The following is a 13,202-nucleotide window of genomic DNA, read 5'->3' as shown; positions in this document are numbered from 1 at the left end:
CACGAGCGCCGGTCAGTCCAGCGCCCGCGCCTCCGATGGCAGCATGATCGGAATGCCGTCGCGGATCGGGAAGGCCAGCCGCGCCGCCTGCGACACCAGCTCGTTGCGCTCCCGGTCGTAGCTCAGCGTGGTCTTGGTCAGCGGGCACACAAGCAGTTCCAGGAGCTTGGGGTCCGGCTGGCCGGCCTGATGTCTCTGGGATGTGTCGGTCATCTGCGTGTCCTCGAGCGCGGGCCGCTATGCGGCCCCCTGCGGGTCTTATCGCCCGCCCGCAGCCGCGCCGCAAATCGCCGCCGGCAGGCCAGGCGGGACCCTGTCTATTGCAGGGTGTGCGGCGGCGAGCCGTCGCCGCCATCCCCGTCGCGGGCCAGCGAGATCTCGGTGATGGCGATCAGGGTCTCGGCCCGCGTCTTCAGATCCGGGGCTTCCAGCAGCGCCTGCTTCTCGGCCGCGCCATAGGGCGACATCATGCAGAGCGCATTGACCAGCGTCTCGTTCGAGGCGCGCGTCACGCTCTCCCAGTCGGCCTCCAGCTGGTTGGCCTCCAGATACTGCCGGAATGCCTTCAGCAGCGCGTCGCGGTCGACCTCGCCGGCCCCCTTGCCGAAATCCAGGTCCCCCAGGAACGGGGTGACGCGGCACGAGCGATAGGGAGCACGCGTCTCCAGCTCTTCCAGGATCCGGAATCGCACGACGCCGTGCAGATTGAGAATGTAGCGTCCGTCGCCCGATTCGGTCAGCGAGGTGATGCGGCCGAAGCAGCCGACCTTGCAGAACTTCGGCTCGCCGTTCGAACCGATCGCGCCGTCGAGGCTCGGCTGGATCATGCCGATGATCCGCGCGCCGCCAATGGCGTCGTCGATCATCTGCAGATAGCGCGGCTCGAAGATGTTGAGCGGCAGTTGACCGCCGGGCAGGAGCAGGGCTCCCGAAAGCGGGAACACCGGTACCGTGTCGGGCAGGTCCGAAGCGGTCCGGTAATTGATGTTGCCAGCGTGAACCAAACGATGTCTCCGTGTCAGACACCGAAGTTGGTTCGATCGCGGGCGATCTCAAGGGATGCGGCAGAAGGCGGCAGTTGCCGACCCCTGCGTGCCCGTCCGACGGCGGCAGCCACGACCGCCGCCGGACCCAAGACGCCTGTCGTCAGGAAAACAGCAGGCCCGACAGCCGGCGCCGCGCGTCCTTGGTCGCCGGATCGGTCGGCCCCCAGGCCTGGAAGAACTCCAGGAGCTTGGTACGGGCCGCATCGTCGTCGAAGCCGCGGTCGCGGCGGATGATCTCCAGAAGATGCCCTGCGGCGGTCTGGCGATCGCCCCTGGCCTGGGCGATCAGCGCCAGATCGTAGCGCGCGCGGTGATCGTCGGGATTGCTCTCGATGCGCTGCTGCAGGGTCACCGGATCGCCGAGCTGGGCGATTTCCTCGGCGAGCTTCAGCTTGGTGCGCACGGCTTCCAGGGCCGGATCGTCGGCCTTGCCATCGCTCGCCGCGTCGAACTGCTCGACCAGTGCCTTGGCGCGGGCCGCATCACCGGTCGCCAGGTAGCATTCCGCCAGCCCGCCGGTGGCACCGGCATGGCCGGTCTCGTGCTGCAGCACGGCGCCGAAGACCTGCGCTGCGCCGCCCAAATCGCCATCGGCCAGCAACTGGTTCGCCTGTTCCATCGCCTGCGCGAGCGGATCGCCCTGTCCGCCGCCCTGGCCCTGCGTGATGCGATCGATGAAGGCCTTCACCTCGCTTTCCGGCAGGGCGCCCATGAAGCCGTCCACCGGCTGGCCGCCGACAAAGGCGAAGACCGCGGGGATCGACTGCACGCCGAGCTGGCCGGCGATCGCCGGATGCTCGTCGATGTTCATCTTGACCAGCTTCACCCGGCCGCCCGCCGCCGCGACGGCGCGCTCCAGGATCGGCGTCAGCTGCTTGCAGGGCCCGCACCAGGGCGCCCAGAAATCGACCAGCACCGGCTGGTTGCGCGATTCCTGGATGACGTCGGCGGGAAACTGCGCCGTCGTCGTGTCCTTGACGAGATCGGCCGCGGCCGGGGCCGGCGTCCCGCCGAAGCCCTGCAGGGCCGCGCCCGGCGCCGGACCGGGTGCCGGCTGCCGCGGCGCGGCTCCGCCGGACGGAGCGGCGGGCGTCGTCGACTGCTGGCCGTAGCCGCCGTAGGAAGTGTCGCCGTAGGGGGCGTAGGGATTGTCGCTCATTCTGTCTGTCCGTCGCCAGCCGGCGCCTCGAGCCCGATGACAAGCGGCTCGTGCCCCGTGGATTGGAAGAACGCCATCAGGTCCGCTGTCGCGATCGTCGTCGTCGCGTCGTTGGTCAGCGGATGGCAGTTCACCATATCGTGCATCAGAAGGCCTTCATCAAGCACGACGCGAACCGCACCGGCGGTATCGTTGACGACGCCGAAGGCCGTCACCGATCCCGGCTCGACGCCCAGCAGCGCCCGCATCTGGTCGGGGCTGGCGAAGGACAGCCGCCCCGAGGCGCCGATCCGCTTGTGCAGACCCTTTAGGTCGACCGCCCGGCTCTCCTCGGCCACGACCAGGAAGATCGTCCCCTTCTTGTCCTTCAGGAACAGGTTCTTGGTGTGCCCGCCGGCGATCGCTCCGCGCATCGCCCGGCTTTCCTCCACCGTGTGCAGCGGCGGATGCGCGATCGTGGTCGTGGCGATGCCGAGCCCGGCGAGATGGGCCATCAGATCGTCGCGGTCCTTCATGGCGGCATGTCCTGTTGCAAGCGGCGGGCTGGCCCACGCGTTACCGCACCCGCGCCCGCTTGCGAAGAGCCGGTGGCGCAGTGCTTTCTCCACACGGGCTGCCGACATGGGCAAACCGTCGCGACGGGAAGATCCGGGCACGGCCCGTGAAATTTATAACACCGCGAAGGATTGTCCGATCAGGCTTGGCAGCCCGCGCGACCGACAACAACGGGAGGCGAAAATCCCGTGCGGTTCCGGTCATTTCGCTGTTGCAATCGGCCGCCGATTGGGCCATACACCGCTCGTCCGCGGCGCTCAGGCGCCGCACGGAGCGGGCGGGCGTAGCTCAGGGGTAGAGCACAACCTTGCCAAGGTTGGGGTCGTGGGTTCGAATCCCATCGCCCGCTCCAAATTTCTTTAGATTTTCCAGCATCTTATCTGCGGCGCGCTGGTAACGGCGAGTTGTGGTGTTGTTACTGGTGTCCACTGGGTGTCCACCCACCTCCTGCAGTGTCGCTGATTGGGACAGCTGCCCGGAATTGCATCTCATGTTTCGCTCCTTCGGCTTCCAAGCGGTAATCCGTTTAGCCCTGGGGGGCAGACGGAGCGGCCAGAGTCATTCGAAGCTCTATGAACTGCCACTTTCCCAGCCTGCTCCCAGCGCTGCACTGCATGCAATATATTGCCAATGAGGTTGGCCCTACGATGGGGTCGAAGAGATGGGCTTAAGGCGCCAGGTTCGCAGCCATCTGTGCGGATCAAGGAAGTGTTCATGTGATCGGGCGAGGTTAATCGTCCTCCGCAGGCGCTCTCGCTCATTGAGCCGTTCTCTGCTCACTCTTAACAAGCAATCCGCTCTCAGGACGTCCGAAGTGAAACAACGTCTCTAGCGATGCCTGCCTCAATTTGTCGTTGACCTCCTTGAGATGGGCTTCACAGTTGACACGTAGCATCGTGGGGTGTCGTCGGCTCCAAGGTAGTTCGTCAACCAGCGGTCGACCCGGGGAACACCGTCCCACTGCAACGCATCGAGCATTTCTCGGATGGGATGAAATGTGTGTTCAAGGCAAAGCTGAGTTACGGCATCCCGTACATTTTCGGCGCGCGGGTCAAACCGGAACTGGTCGATGATGAGGCCCCGCAGCATTGCGCAAAGGTCGTCGTTGATTTCCCCTTCTCGCTCATCGAGCATCCTCCCGTTGACTATCTGGGAAGCTGTTATCCAATGCCTCTTCGCGCGTCTCCACCTCGAGATCGTTGAGAACATGCCGCACGAACTCGAACTGCTCGCGCAGCACTTCCCAGAATTCATCCAGGTTGCGGGGTAGGCGCGTCACGTCGTCATTGTACATCAGGTCCCCCTGCCCCCCAGTTTAGTCGCACGACGCCGCCACGCCTCACACGCGTGGTGGCCGCCCTTTGAAAAACGTTGATATGGCATGTGGTAAAGCACGGGAATGGCGGCGCGTACGCGGCAGGCGCAAGTTCCCGCCCCATCCGGCCCAGGGACGGGACGCCTCTGTACCGCAGGAACATACCGTATCAGGGTTGGTTCCAAGGAACGTCAACCGGCCGGGGAGGCGTTGCCAGCGGGACTACTCCCCGCATCGGCCTCTCTCAGGCATCTGCGCTTAAGGGAGCGGTCAGGCTTCCGTCGCCACGAATGCTTCTTTGAAATGAGGGGGAGCCGGAAGAGTTGCTTTGTCAGTAATTCCGGCCGATGACGCCGCCGGCCACGGCACCACCGACACCGCCGACGACAGCACCACCGGTGCCGGCCACAGCATCGCCAATGAGCGCGCCGGAGACACCGCCGATGCCGGCGCCGGCCACCGTGCGCTGGGTACGACTGCAACCCGCCGAAACGACCAGGGTCGATGCGACAAGCGCGATAACCGCGGATCTGATAACCATCTCATATACTCCGTCTAGACGCCCTTCGAGCGCCCTATGTTTCTGTCCCGTAAAGCCAAATAGTGGCAAGACGGCCTGCGCCTGGTAGATTGACCGTAACGAAAGGGTCTGGTGTGGGATTCACATCGGTGTGCTCGCTTGTGTCCGACCGTTAGACGCCGCTCTTTGGCGAGCAGTCCGAGTCTCCTTGAATTGAAGGCGAGGTTTCTTCAGACTTGGATTGTGTTCGCTGCCGTGGACCGTCAGATGGGTTTCAGGTCGCTCAGCGGATGTTCTTGACCTTACTTTTTGGGCGGGAGGAGTGAAATGCAGCTAGAGGAATGGCACCTGGGCGAAGGGGACAGCTTTGAAGAGCGGCATCTAGCTAATGTATATGTACCGCATCTGGAAGCCTTTCGGTCGGACAAGGAGCCGGATCGAATCGAGCGCTTGCGGCGCGTCTACAGCCTTGCGCAAAGCCTCTTTTTGGTAGTCGAGGGGCGGCGACTGCCACGTAACGTCGTCGTCGCGCTATACGATAGTAAGGGTCAACTCACGGTGACGTTCCTCGACCAGAACTGGCACGAGTTTTTACGTCCGTTCTTTCAATTGGCTTGGCGTTCTGAAGGCGAACAAGGCGAGGGTGTCCTTTTTGCCGTTCAGCAGTAACCAGCCACGACCGTAAGCGCGCTTCCGTGCACACTCCTGATCGATCCTGACAGTTCGAAAACTGTTTAAAACTAAATTCAGGGCGATTTTTCACGTGATTTCAATCGCGAGCACATTAGCCTGTGCCTCAGAAGGGGTGCATGCCCGGCGAAATAGTATCGGATCTGGTAGGCATATGAGCGAGAAAGATAGCTATCGAATTGGCGAGCTGGCTGACGAATTCAACATCTCGCTGCGCTCACTTCGGTTTTACGAAGACAGGGGAATGATTAAACCCGCACGAGTTGGATCAACCCGCATATATTCTCGGGAAGATCACACCAGGTTGCGACTCATTTTGCTTTTTAAAACGCTCGGGTTTTCGCTTTTTGAAGCCCAGCAGATCATAGATATATATAGCAATCCTAAAGTCAAACGCCGCCAACTGGAGATTATGCGGGATAGGCTTAGTGATCAGCAGAAGTTCCTGCGCGAGCAGTCCGATGAACTCGAAAAATCTCTTCAGTTGATGAACGATACTCTTTCTAAGGTAAATAAGAAAATACGCGAAAAATCCAAAGCCGGTGTTCAATATTCTCCACCCGCTTGACGGTATTTCCTGTCCCAATTGTGAATGTTGCCGCACACTAAGTGTTGCAGCGCGAAACGCGGCCAAATTTCTGCAAGTTTCAAGACAGTGGCCGTTAGCACGCCACCATCAGGATCTCTTCCGATCCTTTGACCAAGAGGGGGTGCACGTCGCATGATGCCTTTCTTTTGGAATGAGGCTCTCGATGAGCGCGGCTATGGTCGCATTGATGGCAGCGATTGGACTTGCGAAGTTTGCGTACGCGCAGCTTTTGAACCCTTTGCGGATCGTACAGTGGGAAATGCCCGTCACCGATTTTCGACCAGCTAGCATTGCGTTGCTTCTCCGCTCGAGCTTGAGCCCGACGCACGGGTCGCCCTTGCCACGTTATCTTGAATTCCGCAAAGATCTGGTCCGCATCGGAGCAACATCGACACCCGCATGGTATTTGATACCTCTCAGCCCGAAAACTCCGTAAGGCAGCGAGGGTCCCTGCAAGAAGTCGAGGTAGTCGAAGCCGAAATGGCTCAAAAGCACGGATAGCGGCTGTTGGGCCAACGACTCGGCCCCAGCCGGACGCTCGACCCCAAGGGAGAATGCATGAGGCACAGCTAACTAAATGGCCCGGCAACGGTAACCGTGCGCAAGCGCCGCCGCAGAATAAATTATGTGAACGGTGTTGAACGGTCACTCCACCGTACCCATGTTGCACTGCAGCATACATGCTCGTCGGGAGGACCTGACGTAGCCGAACGTGCCCAGCTGCGTAAGCATTGCGTCCAGTCACGTTTCAACACCGAATTGTGCCGTGCAAGCTGTGGGCGGAAATCTGCTCGGCGGCCAGGCACGCTTTTCCCACGAGGACACCAATATGACCACCATTCGCCAACTGATCCAGAAGAGCCCGGACAAGACCAATGAGCTCTTCGCCAAACTCGTCGACACCTCCGACGCCGCGGTCAAAACACGAGACCGGCTTCTTTCTGAGCTTAAGGTCGAGATCGAGGATCAGGCCAAGCTCCAGGAGCAGCACCTCTTCCCTGTCCTGAAGAAGCACAAGGAAACAAAAGACCTCGTTGCAGACGCGATTGACGACAACAAGGAGACGCGCAAGCTACTGGCTGAGCTCGAGGGCACGCCGAAGGACAGCAAGGAGTTCGCTACGAAGGTCGCCGACCTGAAGAAGGTGTTCCAGCAGCACGTTCGGGACGAAAAGAAGGAGCTCCTGCCCGCTATCTTGAAGGCCTTGAGTGATGAGGAGGCGGATGCCGTCGTCGACAAGATCGAAGATGGAAAGGCCAAGGCGGAGGCGGCACGTCGGGCGGAAGTGAAGCGTGAGCGTGAAGCTGTCGAAACCGCCAAGCAAGCTGCCGAGGTTACGGCCAACACGGCGCGCGCCGGAGCCGAGTCGGCTCAGCAGAATGCGCGTGCAGCACAGGACGCAGCTCGGAGCGGTCTCGACGCGGCAGCCGACATGGCAAAGCGTGGGGCAGATCAGTTCACCTCGCTATCGAGCGAGGTCACGCGGCAAACTCAGGAGAGCACACAGCAGGCCCGGCAGAACATGCAGGTCATGACGCAATCGGGCGCAATGCTCGCTAGCGGCTACCAGGATGTTTCGCGGGAATGGCTGGCCATGTCGCAGGCACTCTTCCAGAAGAATATGGACGGGCTGAACGCCATGATGCGCTGCCGGTCCCTGCCAGAGCTGATCGCCGCCCAGAGCTCGCTCGTCCGCGACAACATGGAACTCACCATCGAAAACAGCCGGCGAATCGCCAAGCTGTCAGTGGGCGTCGCCGACAAGGCTGGCCGCTCCTTCGAGGAGCAGACGAGCAAGAATTCGGAACGGTCCAAGCGGGCCGCCTGAACGGCCCCGTAGTACCTAAAAGGGCGCACCCGGTTTCGATCGGGGCGCCAATCGTGCATTTTGGTAAGAGACGGACCGTGCCTCCGCAAGAGGCGGTTTTGGTCCCGCGGTTACGCGGCGGTTACAGGCACCCGCCTCGCTGCCAGTTCGATGCGGTTCAACAGCGTACGACGCCGTTTAAGTCGGCTGATGCTCTCAGGCCCGAACGGACGGGCACTCCGGCGAACTGGAGTGCATCGGAGTGCATTGTTTAGACAGCGTAATTTCTCGCTTGCCAAGGTTGGGGTCGTGGGTTCGAATCCCATCGCCCGCTCCAAATTATCCCAATAAAAACAAAATATTAGATAACCTGGGTAACTAACCAGTGTCCGAGGTCCTAGCCCGTGTCGCCACCATGTCGCCACGGGGAGGGGTTTGGAACGGCCTCCAGTCTCAGCACTTAACCCAATCGGCGGCTTTCCCCGAACTCGTAATCTGGAAGGGTCCGGGTTGCAGTCGGCTGTTGATCCCTCGCCTGCTTAGTGCCGCCTGGCCGCACGATGACATGCCGGCGTCGATGCACCGGCTGATGGCCTAGCCGACGACACGGCGCGACCAGGCGTCGAGCACCACCGCCAGATGAACCCGCCGATAACGGTGACGTATGTGATGTCGGCCACCCAGAGCTGGCCTTCGCGCCAGCGCAATCATCGCGCGGATTGGATGGAAAGGCGACCGTCTCCCACATGATGTCGACTTACCGGGCCCAGAAGAGTATGGGTGATTCATCAATATCTTAGCCAGAAAGGGCTGTCCTTTGAGCTCATACGCCGCGAGCATCATTCCCGAGAATGAGCCACAGCGCATGGCGGCCGTGAAGCGCTATGACATCCTGGATACGCCTGCGGACGGATCGTTCGACCGTATTACCGCGCTCGCCGCGCGGCGTTTTGATGTTCCGATCTCGATTATTAGCATCGTTGACCACGACCGCATCTGGTTCAAATCCCATCATGGTGTACCGGTCGAGGAGATCGACCGCGAGCCGGGGCTGTGCGCCTCAGCCATTCTGTCGCCAGAGCCGCACATCTTGACCGACGCGAAGACCGATCCACGTTCGCTCGCCAATCCGCTCGTGGCGGGCGATTTTGGGCTTCGCTTCTATGCAGGCGTCCCGTTGCAGACAAGCGACGGATACAATCTCGGCACCCTTTGTATCATCGACAAGGAAGCTCGACCGATCGATCAGCCGCAGATCGACGACCTCAAGGATCTTGCCTCTGTCGTCATGGATCAGATGGAGCTGCGGCTGTCCGCCCGACAAGCGGTGTCACGGGCGGAAATCATGGCCCGTGAGATCGATCATCGTGTGATGAACAGCCTCCAATTCATCGCTAGCTTGCTCACAATGCAAAGCCGAGAGCCAGCACTGACCGATGTCGCTGCCAGCCAGTTGCAGCTAGCCGCTAACCGCGTTGCGGCGGTCGCCCGCGTCCATCGGAACTTCTATACGGACGCAACCGACGAGGTGTCCTGCATCACCTTTCTCCGCCGTCTCTGCGCAGATTTGGCCGGCATTCTAGGCAAGTCCATCAGCGTAAATGGCGACGAAGGCAACGTGCCGACGACCCGTATTCAGCCGATTGGCCTCATGGTCAACGAGCTGGTCACCAATGCTGCGAAGCATGGAACGGGAAATATCGATGTCACATTCAGAATCAAAGATGATTTCCACGAACTCAGTGTCTGCGACGACGGCGAAGGACTTCCGGCCGGTTTCGACCCGGACCAAAGCGTGAAAGGTCTTGGAATGAGGGTGGTCACGATCCTCGCAAAGCAGCTCGACGGTCGCGTGACCACGGGCTCCAACCCCGCCGGACGCGGATCGTGCTTTATGGTGGCATTCCCGGCTTGAGCCGCCGGGTCGCCTGATGCCGAGCCAGTTGGTTTCCTCAACCGGCAGAACCACTACATGCAGACCGAGCCTATGGCCGAACTCATGGCCGCCGACACCAAGCCAGAAACCATACGGATTTCCACCGCAGCCGCCTGAAACGGAGCCGCTTCAGTTACACCCAATCTCCACCTCGTTGACGACACGACCTTTTCCCGTCAGATGATGGGAAAGCAGCCGCAGGTTTTCCCAGGTTTGTTTAACGGCCAGGAAGCTGGCGCGGCTGAGCCGGCTTTGTGCTGATCGCCCTATGGGTCGGGCAGTAGGACGAGCCGGGCGAGCGCTCCAGGTCGTAGTAGTGGGTTGCCATGTCCATGACGGTCCCACCCTCGGACAATGGCCAGCGGCACCCCGCCTTGTTGTCGACGATCGGCACGGGCGCCGAGCCGGGCAACGGCTCGAAGTCATCGAGGGCGACCGCATCAACCAGCTTTTCAGATAGCGCCTGTTCCACGGCTCATCCTTCCCGCGCGTGTGATGCGTGAGGAACCTTCCCCTGGCGCAACGAGGCGATTTCCAGCCTCGCGCACGCGCGCGCGTATTGGTTGCTTAATCGTGCCCCTGGCCCAATATTCCCCATCCCTCTATTTTATTGGGCGGTGGCCGGGTCACGCAGCGATCCGATCAGGCGCCGGTCGCGTGTATCTGCGCCCTGTTCGATACCGACGCGCCTCGAAGGACACCCCCAGCCCGTCGTCCGTCTGATCGAAGGAGATCCCCGCCGCTTCCATGGCGGCTGCGATCCGGTCGGCCGCCCATGCCGACCGCGGGAACGTTGTTTCCGACTCCACCCTGACGACGCTGTTGCGATGAACACCCGAGGCGTCCGCCGTCTCTCGCACCGTCCAGCCAAGAATGGCCCGAGCCGCTTTGATCTGCCGACCATCGATAACCATTGCCACACTCCGCTCACGTTAGGGGCTGGCAAAACCATGCCCATGGCATACACGTTGAGTTATAACATAACGGCGGAGTTATACGAGGGCGAATGTCTGAGCGAACCACTTCAGAGTTCATCCGTTGACACGTGGAAGGGCACGCTCGGTCGGAGACAGAGCAATGCGTAGGTTAATGGTGATCGGGACGTTGGTTCTGCTGGCGGGAGTAACGCCGGCCCGCGCGGTCCATGGCGACCATACAGTCGAGCAATGGCATGAGGCTCGGTACATCTGCAAAATGGGCAAGGACCGCGATGGCGCTCGCGTGATCGAACCGGAGCGCGATGCCATCTGCCACGCGCTTGAGCGGATGAGTCTCGTCCTGCTGGAAAATAACCATTGCTGGAACTGGTCCGAAAAGGAGTGGCTTCCGGTCGGGCAGGACGACAGATTCTGCCGCCAGTCCAACTAAGGGCTGTCGGGGCCGCGCTCGGCTAAGACCCGCTTTGAGAGGTTGATCGAGCCAGGCCGACGGCACACCGTTGACGGCAGCGGGAGAACTCCAGCACCTGGTCCTTTCTGAACACTGGCTAAACGGCCCATTCATGGATCTTTCTATGGTCTTGATCGCGGTCGGCGCATTCCTGCTCGGCGGCGCGGTCAAGGGCATCGTTGGGCTGGGCCTGCCGACCGTTGTGTTGGCCCTGCTCGGCACGGCGCTCGGCCTGCGTGAGGCGTTGCTTCTGCTTGTGGCGCCGGCGTTTCTGACAAATGTTTGGCAAGCCGCCACTGGCGGCTTTCTCGCGGGGCTGCTCAAGCGGCTGTGGCCGATGCTGCTGGCGACCGTGCCCGGGATCTTCTTGGGGACCACGGTGCTCTTTCGCGCCGACCAAGGAACCCTCGACATCCTGCTCGGGGCGGCGCTCTGTGCCTATGCGGTGCTCGGGCTTGCCGGCGCAAGCTTTGCGGCTCCGGGTGGGCGCGAGCGAGTTCTTGGACCTGCGATCGGGCTCATGACGGGCCTGACGGCTGGCGCGACTGGTACGCTGGTGCTGCCGGTCGTGCCCTATCTGCATGCGTTGGGGCTCCGGCGCGACGAACTTGTCCAGGCGATGGGCCTGTCGTTCGCCCTGTCCAGCCTTACCATCGGAGCAATCCTGACCGCTCAGAGCGCCGCGGCGTTCGAGGGGATCGCCACGTCTCTTCTACTGGTCGTGCCGGCGCTGGCCGGGATGGCCATGGGTCAGCGCCTTCGACAACGGATAGCGCCGGCGCGGTTTCGGCGATGGCTGTTTCTGAGCCTCCTCATCCTCGGCACAAACCTCATCCGGCGCGGGCTGGCGGTAGCGTTTTGATCTGGAGACACGTCATCGGTCGCTATACGGCGCTTGCCGGCCGCTATGACGGGAGGAGCGTCGCCGCAAAACCAAAGAGGGTTTGCCTAGCAAGGCAAACCCTCTAGCAGTGAGGCTAGTTCTTACTTCTTAGCCTGACCGGGAGCGTTCTCTTTGCCCCCGCCCGTGTTGTTGCGCCAGCTATGAAATTGTCCTCGTAGTCTGCGCCGAAGAGGTTGGCGGTCGCTGCCATATCTTCATTTACGAGCGCACCGCCAGAAACGAACACTACTTGATCAGACGGATGCGGGGGTACCAGAATTTCTACTTCAGCGACCGTCTCGGTTTCCACTACGGCTTTGAAGTTGGCGGCGCGGGACGCTTCGGCGACAATACGTCCGGGGAACTATGGAGCGGCATTGTCCTGCGGCATGAGGGGGTGTCGGTCGCAGATAGCCTTCATTTCTCTCCATCGCTGACCGTCGGTTTGAGTGCGGTCACTGAGACGGTCGGGCGCGAGGCACGGAACGAAATCATGGATGGCGGCGACGCTACAATCCTCTTCTATCTCGGGCCGGAGATCAGCGTTTCCCTATCCTCCGCGCGAGAGACGGAGCTGTTCTGGAGGCTCCACCATCGTTCGGGCGCCGGCGGAACGCTGGGGGACATGCGCGGCGCCGCCAACGCCAACGTATTTGGCTTCCGTTCGCGTTTCTGATGCGAACTTCTGCAGGTCTTTATCGAGGAAGGTCTGTCACAGCCATGGCCGAACGAGGGGAACAGGGGGTGCCGATAGAGCTATCCGAATCCCCACACACGATCGACACTTCGGCTATCTCGCCGCCGCGGCTGCTAGTTCAGTCATCAGGCAGCAGCCAAACGCTAGGATCGGCTCCGTGGTCAATCCTTAGGCAAACTGCTTTTTCAGGGTATCGGCAATCCGCTCACCTTTGCTGATCTCGTCATGCGCACGCTGGACAACACCTCGCGTTTCCGCCGTGAGATCCTGACTGTCTAATGCTTCGCGGAATTTCTTCTCGATGTAGTCCTCGCCTTCCTCTACTCGCTCGACAGCCGCTTCGTTGCTGTCCTCAAAGTCATCGGCCAAGCTGGTGAAGGCACGGTGGGCAGCGCCCATGGTACTGCCACTCTCCCTGGCCTCGCCACCCAGGCGGACGATTTCGGCATTCAGAGTGCGAACGGTATCACGACGCTTTCCTGCCTGTTCCCGGAGTGTCTGTTTCATACCGGTCCGCGCTTGATCTGACTCGGTTGTGATTGTCTTGTTTTGGGTGAGCGTGATTCCCTGTTCCCGCCAATGGAGGGAACGAGCGATGGCCTTGAAAATCAACGAG

Annotated in this window: 15 protein-coding genes and 1 tRNA gene; 8 read left to right on the top strand and 8 right to left on the bottom strand. The window is 61.1% G+C overall.

The features are described from left to right. Window positions 1–12 precede the first annotated feature (12 nt). From VQ042_RS12640 to VQ042_RS12625, 4 genes are all read right to left on the bottom strand, one after another. Entirely contained in the window at window positions 13–213 is a 201-nt protein-coding gene (locus tag VQ042_RS12640; protein WP_331819761.1) for a Trm112 family protein, read from the bottom strand. A 104-nt stretch (window positions 214–317) separates the two neighbouring features. Then, the gene (locus tag VQ042_RS12635; protein WP_331819759.1) at window positions 318–1,004 is read right to left on the bottom strand and encodes an LON peptidase substrate-binding domain-containing protein; all 687 of its coding nucleotides are present in this window, start codon (window positions 1,002–1,004) and stop codon (window positions 318–320) included. Window positions 1,005–1,146: 142 nt separating this feature from the next. Continuing rightward, window positions 1,147–2,205 carry a co-chaperone YbbN gene (locus VQ042_RS12630; protein WP_331819757.1) on the bottom strand — a complete coding sequence of 353 codons (1,059 nt, stop codon included), beginning with the start codon at window positions 2,203–2,205 and terminating at the stop codon, window positions 1,147–1,149. Continuing rightward, window positions 2,202–2,720, bottom strand: a complete 519-nt coding sequence (locus tag VQ042_RS12625; RefSeq protein ID WP_331819755.1) for a prolyl-tRNA synthetase associated domain-containing protein — start codon at window positions 2,718–2,720, stop codon at window positions 2,202–2,204. Before VQ042_RS12625 ends, VQ042_RS12630 begins: the two co-directional genes overlap by 4 nt. Before the next feature lie 317 nt (window positions 2,721–3,037). Between VQ042_RS12625 and VQ042_RS12620 the strand changes: the two genes are divergently transcribed. After that, window positions 3,038–3,112: transfer RNA gene (locus VQ042_RS12620), tRNA-Gly, on the top strand. A 771-nt stretch (window positions 3,113–3,883) separates the two neighbouring features. On the opposite strand, the gene VQ042_RS12615 is transcribed toward VQ042_RS12620, so the two are convergent. Next, on the bottom strand, window positions 3,884–4,054 hold the full coding sequence (locus VQ042_RS12615) for a hypothetical protein (protein ID WP_331819753.1): 171 nt from the start codon (window positions 4,052–4,054) through the stop codon (window positions 3,884–3,886). A 352-nt stretch (window positions 4,055–4,406) separates the two neighbouring features. Beyond that, the gene (locus VQ042_RS12610) at window positions 4,407–4,616 is read right to left on the bottom strand and encodes a hypothetical protein (RefSeq protein WP_233950060.1); all 210 of its coding nucleotides are present in this window, start codon (window positions 4,614–4,616) and stop codon (window positions 4,407–4,409) included. A 306-nt stretch (window positions 4,617–4,922) separates the two neighbouring features. Between VQ042_RS12610 and VQ042_RS12605 the strand changes: the two genes are divergently transcribed. The 4 genes from VQ042_RS12605 (at window position 4,923) to VQ042_RS12590 (ending at window position 9,596) form a co-directional block, all read left to right on the top strand. After that, a complete protein-coding gene (locus tag VQ042_RS12605) occupies window positions 4,923–5,264 on the top strand; it encodes a hypothetical protein (protein WP_331819747.1) in 342 nt (113 codons plus the stop codon). Between the two features lie 175 nt (window positions 5,265–5,439). Then, complete coding sequence (locus tag VQ042_RS12600; protein WP_331819745.1) at window positions 5,440–5,853, top strand: MerR family transcriptional regulator; 414 nt, start codon at window positions 5,440–5,442, stop codon at window positions 5,851–5,853. Between the two features lie 850 nt (window positions 5,854–6,703). After that, window positions 6,704–7,702: a phasin family protein gene (locus VQ042_RS12595; protein WP_331819743.1), complete on the top strand. Its 999-nt coding sequence runs from the start codon at window positions 6,704–6,706 to the stop codon at window positions 7,700–7,702. 844 nt (window positions 7,703–8,546) lie between these two features. After that, window positions 8,547–9,596 carry a sensor histidine kinase gene (locus tag VQ042_RS12590; RefSeq protein WP_331819741.1) on the top strand — a complete coding sequence of 350 codons (1,050 nt, stop codon included), beginning with the start codon at window positions 8,547–8,549 and terminating at the stop codon, window positions 9,594–9,596. Between the two features lie 238 nt (window positions 9,597–9,834). Here the strand turns inward: VQ042_RS12590 and VQ042_RS12585 are convergent, their stop codons facing one another. Further along, window positions 9,835–10,089, bottom strand: a complete 255-nt coding sequence (locus VQ042_RS12585) for a hypothetical protein (protein WP_331819739.1) — start codon at window positions 10,087–10,089, stop codon at window positions 9,835–9,837. A gap of 617 nt (window positions 10,090–10,706) precedes the next feature. Between VQ042_RS12585 and VQ042_RS12580 the strand changes: the two genes are divergently transcribed. The 3 genes from VQ042_RS12580 (at window position 10,707) to VQ042_RS12570 (ending at window position 12,565) form a co-directional block, all read left to right on the top strand. Further along, window positions 10,707–10,985 (top strand): hypothetical protein, encoded by a 279-nt coding sequence (locus VQ042_RS12580; protein WP_331819737.1) that lies wholly within the window; start codon window positions 10,707–10,709, stop codon window positions 10,983–10,985. A gap of 70 nt (window positions 10,986–11,055) precedes the next feature. Next, window positions 11,056–11,868 carry a sulfite exporter TauE/SafE family protein gene (locus tag VQ042_RS12575; protein WP_331819735.1) on the top strand — a complete coding sequence of 271 codons (813 nt, stop codon included), beginning with the start codon at window positions 11,056–11,058 and terminating at the stop codon, window positions 11,866–11,868. A 271-nt stretch (window positions 11,869–12,139) separates the two neighbouring features. Then, window positions 12,140–12,565, top strand: a complete 426-nt coding sequence (locus VQ042_RS12570; RefSeq protein ID WP_331819733.1) for a hypothetical protein — start codon at window positions 12,140–12,142, stop codon at window positions 12,563–12,565. A gap of 189 nt (window positions 12,566–12,754) precedes the next feature. Here VQ042_RS12570 and VQ042_RS12565 read toward each other — a convergent pair. Beyond that, window positions 12,755–13,202: PA2169 family four-helix-bundle protein (locus VQ042_RS12565; RefSeq protein WP_331819731.1), on the bottom strand; the 448-nt coding region annotated here is incomplete at its 5' end.

This window comes from Aurantimonas sp. A2-1-M11, from assembly GCF_036549475.1.
Classification (GTDB): Bacteria; Pseudomonadota; Alphaproteobacteria; order Rhizobiales; family Rhizobiaceae; genus Aurantimonas.
The sequence above is the reverse complement of the archived record's forward strand: the minus strand, read 5'-3'. Positions and strand labels throughout refer to the sequence as shown.